Source organism: Haladaptatus sp. DYSN1 (assembly GCF_029489995.1).
GTDB lineage: Archaea > Halobacteriota > Halobacteria > Halobacteriales > Halococcaceae > QDMS2.
The window spans coordinates 2,784,507-2,804,097 of sequence record NZ_CP120470.1 but is presented as its reverse complement, the minus strand read 5'-3'; the positions used below and the strand labels follow the sequence as shown (position 1 = coordinate 2,804,097).

15 protein-coding genes and 1 tRNA gene are annotated in these 19,591 nt (G+C 63.2%); 13 read left to right on the top strand and 3 right to left on the bottom strand.

What is annotated here, in order from left to right:
* Positions 1–5 precede the first annotated feature (5 nt).
* Positions 6–1,244 carry an ATP-grasp domain-containing protein gene (locus tag P0648_RS15275; RefSeq protein ID WP_277504580.1) on the bottom strand — a complete coding sequence of 413 codons (1,239 nt, stop codon included), beginning with the start codon at positions 1,242–1,244 and terminating at the stop codon, positions 6–8.
* A gap of 125 nt (positions 1,245–1,369) precedes the next feature.
* On the opposite strand from P0648_RS15275, the gene P0648_RS15270 reads away from it, so the two are divergent.
* The 6 genes from P0648_RS15270 to P0648_RS15245 all read left to right on the top strand — a co-directional run bounded on the left by P0648_RS15270 (position 1,370) and on the right by P0648_RS15245 (position 9,995).
* Positions 1,370–3,058 (top strand): Na+/H+ antiporter, encoded by a 1,689-nt coding sequence (locus P0648_RS15270; protein WP_277504578.1) that lies wholly within the window; start codon positions 1,370–1,372, stop codon positions 3,056–3,058.
* 57 nt (positions 3,059–3,115) lie between these two features.
* Entirely contained in the window at positions 3,116–4,288 is a 1,173-nt protein-coding gene (locus P0648_RS15265; RefSeq protein ID WP_277504576.1) for an MFS transporter, read from the top strand.
* A gap of 201 nt (positions 4,289–4,489) precedes the next feature.
* A complete protein-coding gene (locus tag P0648_RS15260; RefSeq protein ID WP_277504575.1) occupies positions 4,490–5,194 on the top strand; it encodes a hypothetical protein in 705 nt (234 codons plus the stop codon).
* A gap of 49 nt (positions 5,195–5,243) precedes the next feature.
* Complete coding sequence (locus tag P0648_RS15255) at positions 5,244–7,499, top strand: NADP-dependent malic enzyme (RefSeq protein ID WP_277504574.1); 2,256 nt, start codon at positions 5,244–5,246, stop codon at positions 7,497–7,499.
* Between the two features lie 153 nt (positions 7,500–7,652).
* Entirely contained in the window at positions 7,653–8,510 is an 858-nt protein-coding gene (locus P0648_RS15250; RefSeq protein WP_277504572.1) for a hypothetical protein, read from the top strand.
* Positions 8,511–8,696: 186 nt separating this feature from the next.
* The gene (locus tag P0648_RS15245) at positions 8,697–9,995 is read left to right on the top strand and encodes a hypothetical protein (RefSeq protein WP_277504571.1); all 1,299 of its coding nucleotides are present in this window, start codon (positions 8,697–8,699) and stop codon (positions 9,993–9,995) included.
* Here the strand turns inward: P0648_RS15245 and aglF are convergent.
* Positions 9,992–10,729 (bottom strand): UTP--glucose-1-phosphate uridylyltransferase AglF, encoded by a 738-nt coding sequence (aglF, locus tag P0648_RS15240; RefSeq protein ID WP_277504570.1) that lies wholly within the window; start codon positions 10,727–10,729, stop codon positions 9,992–9,994. The genes P0648_RS15245 and aglF overlap by 4 nt on opposite strands.
* A 97-nt stretch (positions 10,730–10,826) precedes the next feature.
* Between aglF and aglM the strand changes: the two genes are divergently transcribed.
* Positions 10,827–12,119 (top strand): UDP-glucose 6-dehydrogenase AglM, encoded by a 1,293-nt coding sequence (aglM, locus tag P0648_RS15235; RefSeq protein ID WP_277504569.1) that lies wholly within the window; start codon positions 10,827–10,829, stop codon positions 12,117–12,119.
* A 29-nt stretch (positions 12,120–12,148) separates the two neighbouring features.
* Here the strand turns inward: aglM and P0648_RS15230 are convergent, their stop codons facing one another.
* Positions 12,149–14,461, bottom strand: a complete 2,313-nt coding sequence (locus tag P0648_RS15230; protein ID WP_277504568.1) for an STT3 domain-containing protein — start codon at positions 14,459–14,461, stop codon at positions 12,149–12,151.
* Positions 14,462–14,545: 84 nt separating this feature from the next.
* Here P0648_RS15230 and trmY point away from each other — a divergent pair, with 84 nt between their 5' ends.
* From trmY to P0648_RS15200, 6 genes are all read left to right on the top strand, one after another.
* Positions 14,546–15,142 (top strand): tRNA (pseudouridine(54)-N(1))-methyltransferase TrmY, encoded by a 597-nt coding sequence (gene trmY / locus P0648_RS15225; RefSeq protein ID WP_277504567.1) that lies wholly within the window; start codon positions 14,546–14,548, stop codon positions 15,140–15,142.
* A 44-nt stretch (positions 15,143–15,186) separates the two neighbouring features.
* Positions 15,187–15,259 (top strand) — tRNA-Pro (locus P0648_RS15220).
* 316 nt (positions 15,260–15,575) lie between these two features.
* Positions 15,576–16,292, top strand: a complete 717-nt coding sequence (locus P0648_RS15215; RefSeq protein WP_276246411.1) for a hypothetical protein — start codon at positions 15,576–15,578, stop codon at positions 16,290–16,292.
* A gap of 198 nt (positions 16,293–16,490) precedes the next feature.
* Positions 16,491–18,170, top strand: coding sequence for a glycosyltransferase family 39 protein (locus P0648_RS15210; RefSeq protein ID WP_277504566.1), 1,680 nt, complete (start codon positions 16,491–16,493; stop codon positions 18,168–18,170).
* Between the two features lie 39 nt (positions 18,171–18,209).
* Positions 18,210–19,001 (top strand): inositol monophosphatase, encoded by a 792-nt coding sequence (locus P0648_RS15205; RefSeq protein ID WP_277504565.1) that lies wholly within the window; start codon positions 18,210–18,212, stop codon positions 18,999–19,001.
* Positions 19,002–19,031: 30 nt separating this feature from the next.
* On the top strand, positions 19,032–19,577 hold the full coding sequence (locus P0648_RS15200) for an NUDIX hydrolase (protein ID WP_276246414.1): 546 nt from the start codon (positions 19,032–19,034) through the stop codon (positions 19,575–19,577).
* Positions 19,578–19,591: the final 14 nt, after the last annotated feature.

Below are 19,591 nucleotides of genomic sequence, written 5' to 3'. Positions count from 1 at the left end.
CGACGTTACTCTCGTTTTTTCCCGTCGTATCCAGTCGCGAGCACGCTGTCCATGGCACGCTGCTTTCGCTCGACGGTGGCCGAAAGGAGACCCGCGAGCCGCGTCGGTGCGAGCTTTTTCCCCGCGACTTCGACGTAGTAGCCAACCAACCCGAGCGCCGCCATCGGGTCGTCGAGCGAGAACCCGTCGTAGCAACACGGCTTACCGCTCGGCGTGCAGAACTCGACCAGCGCACGCGCGGTGTCTGGTCGGGCGCGTACCTGGAGGAAGTCGTTGACGAGCGACCGCGCCTGGACGCCCACCGTGTATTCGAGGTTCGCGTCGACCGGTTCGCCCATCGCCAACTGATAGAGCATGAAGGAGAAATCGACGCCGGCGAAGTACGAAAGTGGAAGGCTGCCCCAGAGTCGGGGATTCACCTCCATCAACTTCGGCGTTCCGTCGCGGGCGTCGATTCGGTACTCGGCCATCGCCACACCGCGCCAGTCGAGCGCCGTGAGGAACCGGTCAGTCATTGCGACGAGCGGTTCGTCCACGATGGTCTCGCGGAACGTGCTCGACCCCCCTTCCGGCGGGTTCGAGCGGATGCGCTTCTGGACGACGAGACCGGCGAGCGTGCCCGTCTCGTCGTACATCGTGTAGACCCCGCGCTCGCCCCCGTTCGGGACGAACTCCTGGAGCAGGCAGGGGCCGTGTTCGGCGACCGTCTCGGGGTACACTCGTTCGAGTTCTACCTGCGTCTCACAGATGGAGACGCCGCTGCGACCGCTGCCGCGCGCTGGTTTGACGACGACGGGATACCCGATTCGTTCACCGACGGCGTCGAAATCGACCTCTTCGGGGAGCATCGTCGCCGGGTGGGGCAGGTCGTGCTGCCGGGCGGCTTCGATGGTTTCGCGCTTGCTCAGGCCCACGACCAGCCGGTCGTAGGGCAGGAAAGGAATCGCGGTGTACGGGTCGAACCGGGCGCGGTGTTGGGCGACGACTTCGACCGTCGACTGGTTTATCGGCAACAGCATGGCGTAGTGACGAGCCTTCACTTCCCGCTCCACGGCGTCGACAAATCCCTCCGGGTCCGTCTCCGGGTTCGGGTACTCGAAGTAGCGCGTGACGTACTTCGACCATTTTCCCGCGTTCGTGCCCACTGAACTGCCCGTCGTCACGCGCAGACCGCGTCGTCCAAGCGACCGAATCGCCACGAGTGCCTGGTTCGCGTGCGAATCAAGGATAATTATTCGGTCCATCCACTCTCTGGATAGACAGACTCTCAGGACGGGCTTTGGTATGGCCTGACTTCGACCCCGCAAAGGGGTCATTAACACGGGGATTGGCCCCTTCAGTTAACACCCTGACCCGTGAAACGTCGCCAATGACTGCTACCGGAGTCGAATCCAGTCTTCTCTCACTACTCGCCGTGTTCATCCTCGCGGCGGGCGTCGGCATCTTCGTCGCCAAGGTGGGACGATTCCCGTACACAATCGCGCTCTTGCTCGCGGGACTCGCCGTCTCGATCCTCGGTGTCGAAGTCGGCCTCGAACTCTCACACGATCTCATCTTGCTCGTCCTCCTCCCGCCATTGCTGTTCGAGGGCGCGGCGACCACCGACTTAGAACGGTTCAGAGCGAACATTATTCCGATTCTCGTCCTCGCGGTCCCCGGACTCATCGTCTCGGTGCTCATCCTCGGGTACATCGGGCAGTTTGCCTTCGGCCTTCCGTTGCTCATCGCGCTCCTGTTCGCCGCCACTATCCTTCCGACCGACCCTGTTTCAGTGCTCGCGCTGTTCGAGGAGCTGGGTGCGCCCCGTCGCCTCTCCATCCTCGTTGAGGGTGAAAGTCTACTAAACGACGGGGTTGGCGTCGTCGTTTTCTCCGCCTTGCTCGCCATCATCTTGGAGTCGGGAACCGACCCCTCGGCGCTGTTCACCCCAGAGAAACTCGGCACCGTGGGCGCAGATATCGTCGTCGCCAGCCTCGGCGGCCTCGTCGTCGGCCTCACTGCGGGCTACGCCGTGTTCCGCGTGATGGCGAATCTAGACGAGCACATGACCGAAATCGTGCTCACGCTGATTCTCGCCTACGGGTCGTTCCTGCTGGCGGAGCACTATCTGCACGTAAGCGGCGTCATCGCCACCGTCGCGGCGGGACTGTTCATCGGGAACAGAGGCGCAGAGTACGCGATGAGCCCGCAGACGAAGATTGCGGTGTTCAACACCTGGGAGACGGCCGCGTTCCTGGTGAACACCCTCATCTTCCTGCTCATCGGCGCAAAAACGCCCGTGACGCAGTTGCTAGAGCACCTCCCGCTCATCGCCGCCGCAATCGTCCTCGTCGTCGCGGTTCGCGCGATCATCGTCTATCCCTTCGTCTCGCTCACGAACTGGCGGCTCGAAACCACCGTGCCTCGTTCGTACCAACACGTCATGGTTTGGGGTGGCCTGCACGCCTCCATCCCCATCGCGCTCGTGTTGGGGCTGCCGCCGAGTATCCCGTTCCGCGAGGAACTTCGGGCGATGGTGTTCGGCGTCGCTGCGTTCAGCCTGGTCGTTCAGGGCCTGTCGATGGAGCGCCTCCTCGATGCCCTCGACATCGTCACTCGGTCTGAAGAAGAGGAACTCTACGAACTGCTCGTCGGGCGTGCGCGGGCGGTGGACAACGCCCTCGACGCGGCGGAGGACCTGCGCCGGACGGGCGCGATTCCGCCGGACGTGTACGAACAGTTTACCGGTGAGTACGAGCAGGAAAAAGAGGACCTCAACCGGGCCATCTCCGCGCTGCTGTCCTCGCACCCCGAAATCCACCGCGAGGAACTGCTCATCGGGGAGCGACAGGTGCTGAAACGCGAGAAGAGCGCCATCATGGACGCCATGCGCACCGGAACGCTGAGCGACGACGTGGGCGAGCAACTCTTAGAGGAAGTCGACGTCAAACTCAGCCGCGTGAATGCCGGTGAGAGCACGGTCACCGCCTCGCCGGAGGAAGAAGGCTACGAGGAGTTCTGGCGGACGAAAGTCGAGGAGTTCGGCCTCGACGCGAACCCGCGTGGCTCCCCCGAGTGAGCGCGGAACTGGCCGCGAACAAAACCCGTAAACCCTGGGGTCACACAGCCTCGATAGATGCGCTGGCCCTACCGTCGCTCGGTCCTCGTCCTCTGTACGCTGGCGTTCTTCGGCACGATGGTCGCCCGCCTCGTCATCAGTCCCGTCGTGCCCGCGATAACGGCCAGTTTCGACGTCACCAACAGCGCCGTCGGCGCGGCGCTCACGGGGATGTGGATGGCCTACGCCCTCTCGCAGTTCCCGAGTGGTGTGGTCGCAGATCGCTACGGTGAGCGCAAGGTCATTCTGACCGCCGTCGGCCTCACCGCCGCCGCGAGCCTGCTGCTCGCCTTCTCGCCTTCGTTTCTCACGTTCGTCGTGTTCGTCGTTTTGCTCGGAGCCGGAGCCGGTCTCCACTACAGTCCCGCGACGATGCTGCTCACTCGGCAGTTCGACACCATCGGGCGGGCCATTGGCTTCCACGGTGCTGGTGCACCCGCTGCCGGCCTCCTCGCCCCCGTCGCTGCCGCCTACGTCGGGTCCATCTACGGGTGGCGTTACGCACTCGCCCTCGGTGCGCTGGTCGCGCTGCCGGTGTTCGCGGTGTTCGCCTGGCGCGTGCGCCCGACGGAACCGGCGAACCCAGACACGTCGATGCGCGACCAGTTCTCGCTCGGCCCGGTGGTCTCGCTGCTGTTCCGCCCGCACATCGCGTTCATGGTCGCCCTCGCGGTTCTCGGGGCGTTCTCGTGGCAGGCGACGGCGTCGTTTCTCTCTGCGTTTTTCGAGCAGTATCAGGGAACCTCACGGACGACCGCTGGCCTCGTGTTCTCGGGGTACTTCGTCGTTCAAGGATTCGCCCAGCCGATGATGGGCAGTCTCTCTGACCGCATTCCACGTGACATCGCGGTCGCGGTGTGCATGGGTGCGGCGCTGGTCGGCTACGGATTGCTCGTCGTGGGCGAGTCGTGGCTCACTCTCGGCGGCGCAATCGTCTGCATCGGCATCGGGATGAGCTGGGGCGCACCCTTGCAGGCGCGACTCATGGACGCGCTCGCCGCCACAGAGCAGGGGGCGGGATTTGGATTCATGCGCACCATCTACATCCTCATCGGCGCACTCGGCAGCGTCGTCGTTGGCACCCTCTCTGACGTGGCTGGCTGGGCGCTCGCGTTCACCGTCCTCGCCGGCGTGATGGGTCTTGGCGTGGTAGGCATCCTCACGAATCGGGCGTTCAATCTTGGACTCTGACAAAAAGACGAGAAAAACCCGTGACTGGGAAACGCTTGAAAATAGATATAGATACGATACGTTCTGGTAAATAACCAATTACCTGTCATACTTACCCGCCGCGTAATAATGGTGGTAAGGGGGGTAGCCCCGAGTATGCGCGGTCTCTCGACTGTAAAGTCCCTCGTGACGGGTAAGCGAGGCAAAGCCAACCTGATACTGATGTTGCTCGGTGCTGCCCTTTTCGGTGCGACGGCGACCATCGTGCTCGCATCGCTCGGCCCCTCTGCCCCGGTCGAAAACCCGGTCGCCGACGAAACGGAAACGGCGACGATTAGCCAGACTGCCACGGCGGAAGCAACCACGTCCACCCCTGCGCCAACGGCGACCACCACCACGACTACGACGACAACTAGGACGACGACTGCGACGACCACTGACGACCCGTTTGCGACGACCACGACTGAGGACCCGTTCGCCACCACGACGACCGAAGATTCGTTCGCGACCACCACGACGCCGAGCGAAGACGCCCAACAAGAACACGAGGAGTTTCAGCAGACGCGTGAAGAACTCCAGGCCGAACACGACGAACTCGTAGAGCGCCACGAAGAACTCAAGGAGGAACACGAGTTCCTGAACCGCACGAACGCTTCAGACGAGGAGTGGGAGGACCACGAGCAGGCCTACGAGGAACACATCCAGGATTACGAAGACCACCGGAAGAAGTTCGAAGACCACCGCACTGAATTCGAGGACCACGTAGACGAGTACGACGACGCGGCGTTCCACGAGGACGACTTCCAGTTCTACGACGACCGCGAGGCGGAACACGACACCCTCGAAGACGAACACGAAGAGCAAGAAGAGAAACACGACGACGGCTTCTTTTTCGACGTGGCAATGGCGCGTCCCGCGCTGGGCTAACCCCGCTGGCTGACGGGTTGCTTATAATTCTGCGCTCGTCCCATACGATATGGGACTCGACGAGGACGCACTCGACTACCACCGCACCGACCCCCCCGGTAAACTCGAGATTTCGACGACGAAACCGACGAACACCCAGCGCGACCTGAGCCTCGCGTACTCGCCGGGCGTCGCCGCGCCGTGTCTCGAAATCGAGAAAAATCCCGACGACGCCTACACCTACACCGCCAAAGGAAACCTCGTCGGCGTCGTCTCCAATGGCTCTGCGGTGCTTGGCCTTGGGGACATCGGCGCACAGGCCTCGAAACCCGTCATGGAGGGCAAGGGCGTGCTGTTCAAGCGGTTCGCCGACATCGACGTCTTCGACGTGGAACTGGACACCGACGACCCGGCGAAGATGATCGACTCGGTGGCCATGATGGAACCGACGTTCGGGGGCATCAACTTAGAGGACATCAAGGCCCCCGAGTGCTTCGAAATCGAGTCAAAACTCAGAGCGCGAATGTCGATTCCCGTGTTCCACGACGACCAGCACGGGACGGCCATCATCTCCGGGGCCGCCCTCCTGAATGCCCTCGAAATCGCCGAGAAGGACATCGAGGACGTGAACATCGTCTTCTCGGGTGCGGGTGCAGCAGCCACCGCCACGGCCAAGTTCTACGTCTCGCTCGGCGCGAAAAAAGAGAACATCACGATGGTAGATATCGGCGGCATCCTCACCGAGAAACGCGCGGAAGCGGGGGAGTTGAACGAGCACAACGAACCGTTCGCAAAGGACCTGCCAGACGGCGGACTTGAAGACGCAATCGAGGGCGCAGACGTGCTCGTTGGCCTCTCAGTAGGTGGTATCGTGAGCCAGGAGATGGTACGGTCGATGGCCGACGACCCCATCATCTTCGCGATGGCGAACCCCGACCCAGAAATCACCTACGAGGCGGCGAAATCGGCCCGCGACGACCACGTCATCATGGCGACGGGGCGCTCTGACTACCCGAATCAGGTGAACAACGTTCTCGGGTTCCCCTTCATCTTCCGGGGCGCACTCGACGTTCGGGCGACCGAAATCAACGAGGAGATGAAAGTCGCCGCCGCCGCTGCCCTCGCCGACCTCGCGAAGGAAGACGTCCCCGACGCCGTGGTGAAGGCGTACGGTGACGACCCACTCCAGTTCGGCCCCGACTACATCATCCCGAAACCGCTCGACTCTCGTGTCCTGTTCGAGGTCTCGTCTGCGGTCGCCGAGGCCGCGATGGAAAGCGGCGTGGCGAGAACGCACATCGACCTCGACGCCTATCGCGAGCGCCTCGAAGCGCGCCTTGGGAAGTCTCGCGAGATGATGCGCGTCGTCCTCAACAAAGCCCAGAGCGACCCGAAACGCGTCGTCTTCGCGGAAGGAGGCGACGACAAGGTCATTCGGGCGGGGGCACAGCTCGTCGAACAGGGTATCGCGGAGCCAATTCTCATCGGCGACCAACGCCACATCTGGGCGCGGATGGCCGAACTCGGCCTCGACTACGAGCCAGAAATCGTCGACCCGGACGATGATTCCCTCGACGCCTACGCAGACCGTCTGCACCAGCTTCGCGCCCGGAAGGGCGTCACTCGGCGAGAGGCGGACGAACTCATCACGGACGGCAACTACCTCGGCAGCGTGATGGTCGAGATGGGCGACGCCGACGCGATGCTGACGGGGCTGACTCACCACTACCCCTCCGCTCTGCGCCCGCCCCTGCAAGTTGTCGGCACGGCGGAGGACGCCAACTACGCCGCCGGGGTGTACATGCTCACGTTCAAAGACCGGGTCGTCTTCTGCGTGGACACCACGGTCAATCTGGACCCCGACGAGGCCGTCCTCGCCGAGATTACCAAGCACACCGCGACGCTCGCCCGAAAGTTCAACGTCGAACCGCGCGCGGCGTTGCTCTCGTACTCCGATTTCGGCTCGGTGGACAACGACGGGACGCGAAAACCCCGGCGGGCCGCCCAACTCCTCCGCGCCGACCCGACGGTCGATTTCCCGGTCGATGGGGAGATGCAGGCAGACACCGCCGTCGTCGAGGAGATGCTGAACGGCACCTACGACTTCGCGAACCTCGACGAACCGGCGAACATTCTGGTGTTCCCAAATCTGGAGGCGGGGAACATCGCGTACAAACTACTGCAGCGCCTCGGCGGCGCGGAGGCCATCGGGCCGATGCTCGTCGGCATGAACAAACCCGTCCACGTCCTCCAGCGCGGCGACGAGGTCAAGGATGTGGTGAACCTCGCCTCGGTTGCTGTCGTGGACGCACAGGAGGACGCGTAACCTTCTCGACAGACTGTTTCACCACTTTGTATTCCGGTAGGTTGTCATAAACGCGGCATCGTCGTGCGGTTTCTCGCCCAATCGTTCTGTTGATGGTGTTGATTGTAATCGGAATCTAACAGTCGTGTTAATTGGTGTATCCGGTCTGTAACAATGTCCGTTAGTCGCGAAAATCTGGTCATGGCGATTCCAATTCGACCATCTGGCGCCGTGGTGGGAGCCGTCGTGCTCCTCATCATCGTCAGTTTCACCGTCGGCCTCACCGGTTTCGGTGGTCCAGATGCCACGCCGGACCAGGACCTCGTGTTCGACGACGTGGACACCCAGACGCCCACGCCAGTACCGACGACCAGACCGCAGACCACAACGGAAACCACCACGTCGACCCAGACGACCACGGAACGGCCGACTGAGACGGTGACGCCGGTGGAGACCGAACGCCCGCCGGAACCGACCACCACGCAGACGTGGACGAAGACCGTCAAGAAGAACCCGGCGCGCGACACCACGACCGAACCGCCCGTGACGACGGCAGAACCGACGCCAACGCCAACGCCGACCCCGACGCCGACGCCTGAGGAGCCACGCTACGACGAGGATACCTCGTCTGGCCACTACCAGGCGTACCTCGTGACGGGTCGCCAGTACCAGTACTTCAACGAGACCCGTGACTGGTCCTACATCGACAACGACCGCGTCATCTACATGCTCTACGGCAACACCCACACGGGTGACACGCAGGGTGCGCAGTCCACCGCCTGGCAGAGCGAGTTCATCCAGGAGTGCATCGTGTTCAAGAGCGCCGAAGTGACCGACACGACGGTGCGCATGGACTTCTACGTCGAAGAGGGCTGTCAACCCGACCACAGCTGGTACGCGCTCGCCGTCTACCAGCTGCCGTCCGGTGCGTACAGTTCTCCCGAGAACCCAGAAATGGTCATCGTGAGCGCGAAAGCGCGCTACTTCAGCGCCGGCCACCACTACATCGTCGTGGACCTGCCCGAGAACTGACCGAATCGCCACCATCGTTTTCACCTTTTTCACGCCTCAGAGCAGGCGCTCCGCCACGCTCTGCCGGTTTGTGCATAGTTGCACTCTCGAACCGTCTGCAGTGTGTGACTGTAACTCATAACTAACCGTCACGACTCGTGATTCATCCGGTCTGTAACAATATCTGTCATTGACGAGCGTCATACTATGGCGATTCCAATTCGACCATCTGGCGCCGTGGTGGGAGCCGTCGTGCTCCTCATCATCGTCAGTTTCACCGTCGGCCTCACCGGATTCGGCGGGCCGTCCACGCCGGACCAGGACCTCGTGTTCGACGACGTGGACACCCAGACGCCCACGCCAGTACCGACTACGACCGAACCGAGAACGACGCAACCAGCCCCCACGACGACGACCGTCGAGTCGCACACGACGACGTCCGTGGAGACCGAACGCCCGCCGGAACCGACCACCACGCAGACGTGGACGAAGACCGTCAAGAAGAATCCAGCGCGCAAGACGACCACCGAGACGCCGGCGACGACGACTCCAGTCACCACGACACCCGAGCGAACGACTGAACGGCCGCCGGCCACCGAGACGCCGCCTGCCGTCACGCCGACGCCAGACGAACCACTGTTCCCGTACCAGGTGTACTTCGCAACTGGTCGTGGCATCCAGCAGTTCGACCACGACCGTGGGCACACATTCACCGACCAGCAGCGATTGGTCGCGGCGTATCGGGGGAACACCCACGACGGAGTCACCCGGACCGAGTCAGACACAGCCTGGCAGAGTGAGCACATTCGTGAGTGTGTCGTCGTAGACCGTGTCGAACAGGAGCGGAGAGATGGTCAGGAGTACGTTACCGTACGATTCCACATCGAACCCGGCTGTGAGCGAACGTACTACTCGCTCACGCTGTATCAGTGGCCACACCTCGAAGCATTGCCAATGGAGTCTGAAGCATTAGAATTCAAAGACACCGACTACCGCAAATTCGGCCCGGGGCACCACATTCTCTCGGTGAAGGTGGACAAGCGTGTGCCACCTCGCCCACCCGAAGAAGAACCTGTGACTCACTGGCAGGTGTACGTGGCCACTGGCCCTGAGATCGAGCAGTTCGACCCAGATAACGGGGTGACGTACAGTGACCAGCGACGAGTGATACAGTCCTTCCGCGGGCAATCCCAGGAGGGGCTTGCACTCGACATCGAGCCGATTCCCACTGAACCGGCGTGGCAGAGTGACTACATTCGCGAGTGCATCGTCATCGACAGAATCGTAGACGAAGGGCTCCCCGAAGAAGTCAACCTGTTCGTCTTCTTTACCATCCAAGACGGCTGTGCCCCGACAACCATCTCGATTTCCTACTACGAGATGCCTGACGGTGGCCCAGGCCCGATGGAGAGCGACGAATTAGTGCTCGTTCGAGCCAATCCCGCTGGTGGTCAGGTGCTCGGACCCGGAAAACAAATCGTCCTCATTACCGTGGCAGAAACCTAATCTGTCTCAACCGTCTGCCCTTCTTCGTCGAGAATTCGTTCCTCTGTGGCGTCCCGGTCTTCGGGATAGCCGATGTCCGCGCGCCACCCCTCCATTCGAATGGCGTCGATGGTTCGCCCCGAGTGGATGAGCAGGTCGATTGCCTCGCTCAGTTCGTACTCACCACGATTTGACGGCTGGACGAGGTGACAGGCGTGGAAGATGGCCGGCGTGAACGTATAGAAGCCCGTCATGACTAGGTTCGACTCTGGCTCTTCGGGCTTCTCGACGACGGAAACGATTTCGCCGTATGCGTTGGTCCGACAGACCCCGTAGCGGGAGGCTTCCTCCCACGGGACCTCTTCGATCAAGAAGGCGGCATCTGCGCGCTCCTCTCGCTGGCGGGCGACGACGTCCCGGAGGTTCGCGCGGAAGATGTTGTCTCCGAGGATGAGCATGAAGTCGTCGGTGATGTACTCCTCCACAGTCAAGAGCGCGTGTGCCAGTCCGAGGGTCTCTCGCTGGTGGGCGTACGTTATCGGAATCCCCTGGAAATCGTCCCCGTAGTGGCGGATGATGTCCTCTTTCTTGTAGCCGACGACGACGTAGAACTCGGTCGCCCCGAGTTCGACGAGCTGTTCGAAACAGTGTGTGAGTATCGGTTTGCCCGCCACCTCCACCATCCCTTTGGGCCGGTCTTCTGTGAGCGGTCGCAACCGCTTCCCCTCCCCAGCCGCAAGCACAACTGCCTGCATAGCGTAGAACTTCGCGCTCGCAGATTAAATATCCCACCCCAAACATAACGGTGCCAGTGAGATACGTTGAAGGGCTTCGCTGTGATATTTTAGTAAAATGAGAGTTAGCATCGTGGGGAGTGGGTACGTGGGGACGACCATCGCCGCGTGTTTCGCGGAACTCGGACACGACGTGACGGCCATCGACATCGACGAATCGGTCGTCGCCAAACTGAACACGGGCGAACCGCCGATTCACGAACCGGGCCTCGCCGACCGTCTCGCCGAGCACGCCGGGTCGTCACTGCGCGCGACGACCGACTACACCGCCGTCCTCGACACGGACGTGACGTTTCTCGCGCTCACGACGCCCTCGAATCCCGACGGCTCTATCGATCTCTCGATCATGAAAGCCGGGACGGAATCGCTCGGTGAGGTGCTCGCCGAAAAGGACGGCTACCACCTCGTCGTCGTGAAGAGCACGGTCATCCCCGGCACGACGGGGGACGTGATTCGCCCGCTGCTCGAAGCCGCCTCCGGGAAGACGGCCGGGGAGGACTTCGGCGTCGCGATGAATCCCGAGTTCCTCCGGGAGGGCTCTGCGGTGTCCGACTTCCTGAACCCGGACAAAATCGTCTTCGGCGCGGAGTCAGACCGTGACCGCGCGCTGCTCGTCGACCTCTACGACCCGCTCGTGGCACGGACGGACGCGCCAATCGTGGAGACGGGCCTGCGCGAGGCGGAGATGATAAAGTACGCCAACAACGCCTTCCTCGCGGCGAAGGTGAGTCTCATCAACGAACTCGGGAACATCTGTAAGGAGTACGACGTCGATGCCTACGAAGTCGCAGACGCCATCGGCTTGGACGAGCGCATCGGGCCGCATTTCCTACGCAGTGGAGTCGGCTGGGGCGGTTCGTGTTTCCCGAAAGACGTGGCCGCGCTCATCGCCGCCGCGCGGGAGACGGGCTACGAACCGCAACTGCTCCAGGCGGCGGTTGACGTAAACGACCGTCAGCCCGGTCGGATGCTCGCGTTGCTCGACGACCACGTCGACGTTTCAGGAAAGCGGGTCGCCGTACTCGGCCTCGCGTTCAAGCCCGGCACGGACGACGTCCGCGAGTCGCGGGCGATTCACGCCATCGAGGGCCTGCTCGAACGCGGGGCCGACGTCGTCGCCTACGACCCTGTGGCCACCGAGAATATGCGCGAACGGTTCCCGGACATCGAGTACGCCGCGTCCGCCGCGGACGCGCTCTCAGGCGCGCACGGAGCGCTCGTCGTCACCGACTGGGACGAATTCGCCGCCCTCGACACAGAGTTCGACGTGATGGCTACGCCCGTTGTCATCGACGGTCGGCGTATCGTCTCTCCGCGCGAGGGCATCACCTACGAAGGGTTGACCTGGTAGCGAGGCGACAGCAAGCCGTCTCCGCCCATTCAGGCAGCAACCGTTTCGCCCTGTTCTACTGCCGATTCTGAGACGGTTACTGTCGCTCCGTTCACCGAATAGTCACCCGCGTAGGGGACCGTGACGCGGTAGGACCCATCCGCTGTGGTTTCGACGGTTCGTTCGTACTCGAACGTCGCGCCGGGTATCGAGACGGATGTGGTGACCGTTACCTGCGAATCAGACGCTGCACTGCCCGTTATCGTCGCGCCCGGCACGAGTCTGAACGCTTTCGTGTCGCCGCTTTCGGTACTGAAAATCGCCTGATAGTGGGCGACGCCGGGGGCGGCCTCAGTCTTGGAGCCAAAGTGGTCGTGGAGTCGGCTCTGCATCGTTCCCGGCGGATAGTCCCGGTCTTCGGTCACGACGAACCCGACGCGATTGTTGAGTTTGCCGTACCACTCGCTGGCGTTCGACCCGCGCACGAACGGCGTGTAGGTGGACTGGGCGTAGCCGTAGGAGCGCGATTCGCCGTTCACGAAGTAGTTGTACGCCCGATTCGTGCCCCACCGGGACAACACGAAGTTCTGTGGATACGCCATCCCCTCGTCTTCGGCGTAGGTGTCGATAGCCTGGGCCGTTTCGAACAGGTCTCCGTCCGCGGTCACCTGATTCATCTTCACCGGCACCTGGACGAGGCTCAGGCTGGCGACGATGAGAAAGAGCGCGACCAACGAGGCGACGCCGCGAGAGTCTGGAATCTCCACCGATTCGGGGACGCTCGGTTTCGAGTCGCGGAAGGGGACGGGACGGCGCGCCAGGTCGACGCGCTCTGCGAGGTGGACGAAGCCGAGTCCGGCGAACACGGCGGTCACCGCCGCCATCTCGCCGACGAACCGAATCTGGAACCCGGCGAGCACGAAGAAGTAGCCCGCGTACACGGCGGCGGCGACCCACTCTGGTCGATGCTTTCGATAACTCGCGAGCGCGGCCCACCCGACGTACGGGAGGGCGAGTGCGAGGATGAAGCCGAACAACAGGAGAAAGCCCATCGAGTCGCCACTGAACAGCGATTCGGTCTCGACGATGTCCCGTGGGGTGGTGAACAGGGTCAGCTCCCTCACGAGTTTCGCCCAGTACTCGGGGAGAAACGCCCGGAAGGCGAGGACGCCGACCACGCCGCCGACCGCTTCGAGACCGGCGAGAACCGTCGCTGGCAGGTCGGCGCGGAAGGCGAGTTCGGCGACGCTCAGGACGCAGAGGACGGCGACGAACAGGAGGGCTGGCGCTAAGGCCACCTGTTCAGAGTGCCAGCCGAAACTCGCGTGACCGGCAGCGGCGAGGAGCGCCCCGACCAGCAGGCCGACGACGAGGCCGAGATTCGACGCGAGGGGTGACTGACCGGCGCGAACGTCAGAGAGCACCCGAAGCGCAACGTACAGGCCGAGTGGGACGATGAGCAGCGGGCCGGCCTCCCACGCGAGCGTCTGGCCAGCAATTGCGACGCCGAGGGCGAGCATTGCGGCCCACGACTTCGGAGTCGATTTCAGGTCCGCGAGGCTTCCCCGGCGGGCGAGGACGACGACGGCGAGCATGGTGAGCGCCAGCCACGGGTAGTCGAAGGCGTGGTGGTCCGCGAATCCGAGGGCCGTCCGCAGAGCGTGGCCGGGGATGAGCGCGAGCAGGAGAACGCTCGCGAGGCCGACGCGCCGGTCGTCGGTCAGTGCGACGGCGAGCAGGTAGACGAGCGCGCCGGTGACGACCGCGCTGACGACGGGGTACCACGCCATGACGGGGCCGACGGCGTCCATCCCGCCGAACAGCGACGAGAGCCACCAGAGGGTGGCGACGAACAGTGGTTCCCCCATCGCGACGGTATCGGGCATGGCCGACAGCGCGGCGAAATCGAACAGACCGCCTGCATCGACGACCAGTTTCTCCACCCAGTAGCGGTAGAAGTAGGGGTCGTTCGCGCCGAGGACGACGTGGCCGTCGCGAAACACGCGGGTGACAAACAACGAGCGAACGAGCGCGAGAAAACCGAGCGCCCCGACGAGCATGCCAACAGCGCGACGTTCGACTGTCGGGAGCGAGAGTGAGACCGCAGGCGTCGTAGATGCGGGCGTCGATTCGCCGCGCAGGGCGGCCTCAACGGCCGTCGGATCGGCGAGGCGGTACTCGCCGTCGTGTTTCTCGACGATGTTACGGGAGACGACTTCGCCGAACGTACCCGAGTCGAGGGGGACGTCCGCGAACGTCCACGTCTCGTGCTGTCTGTCGGTAGCCAGCAGTTGCTCCAGCGACTCGGCCACCTCCGGCCGTGAGTCGAGGAGGTTCGCAGTCGCCTCGCGCACGTCGGACATTACCACGAAAATACCGGGTAACTCGAATAAATGTGCCGGGAACGTTCGACGCACGTATGACGGTTCGCGGACTTGGTTCCGGTAATGCGCCAGTTCATCATCCTCGGCCACGACGCGCCGACGACGCCTGATTTCTCGCTCGACGACCTCGCCGGCGGCGCGGGCCGCCTCGACGTGCTCTGTCGGTGCGTCAACTCGGCGTTTTTCCTCTCACACGACATTCGAAAGGACGTCCGCGTCTACCTCGTCTTGCAGGACGAACTGACGATTCGCTTCGAGGGGAGCGAACTGCGCCGACTCAACCCCGACGAACGTTCGACGGGCGCACTCATCCGCAACGCCCTCGAAGAGAAAGAGAACGCCATCGGACACATGGAAGCCGAAGCCTCTCCCGGCGTCTACCTCTCGCGACGAGGCTTCGAGCCGATTCTCGAAACCGCCGCCCGCGACGGCATCGTGGTCGAACTACACGAAGCCGGCGACCCAATCGCCGACGCCGCCGTCCCCGAGAATCCCGTGTTCGTCCTCTCCGACCACCACGATTTCACCGACGAGGAGGCAACGTTGCTCTCGGAAGCCGCAGCCCAGCGCGTTCGCATCGGTCCGACGGTGCTCCACGCCGACCACACCATCACCGTCGTCCACAATTTCCTCGACACTGACGGTTACTCGAAATACTAATTTCCGGAAGGATTAACAACAGTCGCGGCAATTAAAATAGCTGCGGGCCAGTGGGGTAGCCTGGTATCCTTCGGCCTTCGGGTGGCCGTAACCGCAGTTCGAATCTGCGCTGGCCCATTTTCCAGTCGCACCGCTCACTTTCGAGCGCCGCGTCTGAAACTGACGCCGAGCAGATTCGAATCAGGGAGCGAGCGCAGCGAGCGACCGTGGTTCGAATCTGCGCTAAGCGGCCGTAGTTTGAAACCATGCGTTTCCAAAGCAGACCAGACGTGCTCGCTTCGCGGTACACGTTCGGGCGTGGTTCGGAATCCGTAGATTCCGAGCAACGAGTTGCGCGGGAATTCGAAGCTGCGCTGTCACCCAATCCAGACCCCTTTACTTCCACTCCACCCTTACCAATCCCTTTTACGCGAAAGCGCCCAACGCACACTCCATGGATGGAATCGACGAGGAAATCGCCAGTGCAGACGAGAGTGCGGTCCAGCGGGACGAACTCGTCGAGGCGGTGACCGAACACGCGGGGCGGATTGCGCGGGAACTCGCGCTGCTCAAGGGTGGCGATTACGGGCAAGAGACGTTCGAGACGAGCAGCGGGGACTGGACGGTGAAGTTCGAGGCGGGGGCGCTCGACTACCTGCGATTCTCGGGGAAGAAGGGCGACATATACGTCGTTTCGACGAAGCAGCCGCCGTCGCCGGACGACCTGCGCCTGGCGATGGAGGACTACGGGGCGTTCGTCCGGGCGTTCAACGACCACGTCGCCTCGTTCGAGGGTATGTTGGACGACGTGCCGACGGACTTCCCCGAGGTCGCTTCGACGGCGACGGTCGTTGAGGAGCGAGACAGAGTCGTTGCGCGGATTCGAGAGACGGCGAACGCGATTGCGGCCCAACTCCACCGGTTCAACGGGACGGACTACGGGTCGTGGACGGCGCGCGTCGCCGGGAAACGCTGGGAGCTGAAGTGGGAGGGCGACCGGGCGTCGTACCTCCGCGTCGGCGGCGAGGGTGGGACGTATCTGGTGTCTCAGTACGAGCCGCCGTCGGCCCCGGACGTGAAGCGTCACGCGAAGGGCTTTCGTGAGTTCGTCGAGGCCTTCAACGACCACGTGGATGAACTCGACGCGAGCCTTTCGCACGTCGAACTGTAACGAACGAGCGTGGCAGAAAATCGCACGATAATGCGGGGTTGACGCATCACGATTCTGTCCTTACGTCGCCCATAATAATGGGTGTAGCCGGACTGCTCACAGGCAATGACTGCGTTCGCTCCGAGAGGGTCCCGTCTCTCCCCCCTGTCCCCCCTGCTGTCTTCGGTGCCGGCCCGAATCGAGGTGGCGCGATAGCCCATGTCGACGCCGCCCCGCTCGCGGACCCGTGATTCGCTGCTGCCGAGCTTTCGCCAGCACACGGTGACGTGGACCGACGTGAGGTGGCTCTCGCTCGCGGTGCTCGCCGCGGCGACCATCTACGCGTCCTACCTCGCGACCCACCAGTACCCGGCGTACGTCGGGGGCCTGTACATCGCGATTTCTGACCAAATCATCGCTCACGGCTACGCGCTGCCAGAGCGCATTCCCGGCTACACCGCCGATGGCGTCCCGTTCGCGTATCCGCCGTTCATGTTCTACGTCTACGCGGTGATTCGCGACCTGTTCGGCGTCGATGCCATCACGCTCACCCGCCTCATCCCCGGAGCCGTATTGACGTTCATGATCGTGCCGTACTACTTCCTCGCACGCCACCTGCTCGACTCGAAACGGCAGGCGGGGCTCGCTTCGGTCATCTTTGCGGGTGCGCCAGCCGTGCTTCGCTGGCACCTGTCGGCCGGTGGCATCGTCCGCGCTCCCGCGGTCACCATCGCGCTGCTCGGTGCGTACACCGGGATTCGGCTGTTCCAGACGGGCGACCGTCGCTGGATCGTTCCCGGGATGGCGCTGTTCGGTATCGAAGTGCTCACGCACCCGACGTACACCGTCTTTTTCGCCTTCACCTACCTGCTCGCCTACGCCGCCTTCGACCGGTCGATTCAGGGCCTCGTCTACGGCGCAATCGTCGCCGGCGGTGGTATCCTACTGGCCGCGCCGTGGTGGCTCCAGATTTTCGCCACGCACGGACCGGACATCTTCCTGCAGGCGTCGGGAACCCACACCGGTCTCTTCGGCGGGTGGCACCGCATCTATTGGCAGTTCGTCATCCCGCTCAAGGAGAAAGACATCACGTCGGTGTTCTACCTCGCCGTCTTCATCGCCTCGGCGTACGCGCTCTACCGGAAACGCTACTTCCTCGCCGTCTGGGCGATTGGCGCGAGTTATCTCCTCGGCAAAGACCGATTCCTGTTCATCGGCGGCGCGATGCTCATCGCGTTCCTCGTCTACGACGGCGTCCTGCCCGCTATCCGGACGTTCCTCAGCGAGCGTACGTCCCGGCCTGACCTGTATCGGGTCGTCTCGGTCGCCGTCGTCGCGCTCGTCATGCTCACCGCGGTCGGCACGGGCGTCGCCTTCGCGACGAGTACGCTGCAGACCGAGTACGACCATAGCGCGGCCCAGCCAGCGACGATGGACACCTACGACCGCGAGGCGATGGCGTGGATGGAGGCGAACACCGCGTCCGACTCGACGTTCGTCGTGATGGGTGACACCGCAGAGTGGGTGCCCTTATTCACCGACCGGACGATACTCATCGGGCCATGGGGGGTGGAGTGGACTACCTCCGCGAACTACTACTGGGAAGTGGAGTACTACAAGGCCATCTCCAACTGCGGGAGCGCGAGCTGCGTGACCCAGCTGCTCGCCTTCGGCGATCGCCACCCGGACTACATCTACGTGCCGAAAGACGACTACACCGTCCGAGGCAAGGAGCGCGAGACGACGACAAATATGGAGCACTCCCTGCTGGAGTCCCCGCGCTACGACCTGGCCTACGAGAACGAGGGCGTCCTCATCTTCGAGGTGTCTCGGTCTGCGACCCAGTCCTCCGGTGACGAGACCGACGCGACATCCTCGCCGGACGGCCCCGGCCGATAGTCAGATGCGTTTTTAGGGGTGGCTGTTGTCCACTGTGACGTGACAGCTACGTCTCCTGACGCCGACCGGGCACTGTCGGTCGCTCGCGAGGCGGCGATGGCGGGCGGAAACGTCGCACTTTCCGCCTTCCGGACGCCGCTTCGGATAACGCCGAAAGCGAGCAAAATGGACCCGGTGACGCAAGCCGATATCGACGCCCAGTCTCGCGTCGTCGAAGTTATCCACGACGCCTTCCCCGACCACACCATCGTCGGCGAGGAGGGCGACCAGTTGAAAGCCATCCCCGAGACGGGCCACGCCTGGGTAATCGACCCCATCGACGGGACGAACAACTTCACCCACGGCAACCGCATCTGGGCGACGTGTCTCGCCTACGTGGTGGATGGGATCCCACAGGTCGCCGTGACCCGCCTGCCCGCCTTCGGTGACGAGTACGTCGCGGCCTCGGAAACGCTCCGCGACAACGACCCCGTGCGCGTGAGCACCCGCGACGACCCCGAGTTCTGTACCGTCTCGCTCACGTTCGGTCTCCAGCGCGAGCACCGCCCCCTGTTCGGGGACGTCTCGCGTAATCTGCTCGAAACGTTCGGCGACCTCCGGCGGTTTGGCACCGGGCAGGTTTCGCTCGCGATGGTCGCGGCGGGCGAACTCGATGGGGCCGTCTCCGCGGTTCACCTCTCGCCATGGGACACCGTCGCCGGCGTCCATCTCGTCGAACAGGCGGGCGGGAAAGTGACCGACATCAACGGCAATCCGTGGCGCTGGGACGCAGACGGCCTCGTCGCCTCGAATGGCGAGATTCACGACGACCTGCTCTCGATTATCCCCTGATTTTTCACCCCGCTCGTCTTACTCCCGACGATGACCGACGACCCGCTCGAATGGGAAACGCTCGCCTCCGAAACGGCCTACACCTGTCCCGGCTTCGACGTCACCCACGAGGACGTCCGCTTGCCAGACGGCACGGAGACGGATTTCGATTTTCTCTCAGAACCGCCCGCCGTCGTTATTCTCCCGTTTACGCCGGAGGGCGACGTAGTGCTCATCGAGGAGTGGCGACAAGCCGTAAAGCGCGTGAACAGAGGGATTCCGGCGGGCACGATGGAGCCAGCAGACGACGACCCGGCGATGGCCGCCCACCGCGAACTCGAAGAGGAGACGGGCCACGAGGCAGCCCGCGTCGAACACCTCACGACGGTCGAACCGGCCAATGGTATCGCGAACGCGGTGCATCACTACTTCGTCGCGTACGACTGTCACCCCGCGAGCGAGCAGAAGCTGGACTTCAACGAATCGATTCGCGTCGTCACCGAATCCTACGACGACCTCCTCGCCGCGGTTGGCGCAGGTGAGATTCGAGACGGGCGGGCCGTCCTCGGGACGCTCTACTACGAGCAGTTCGCCTGACCGCCATCTCCGGA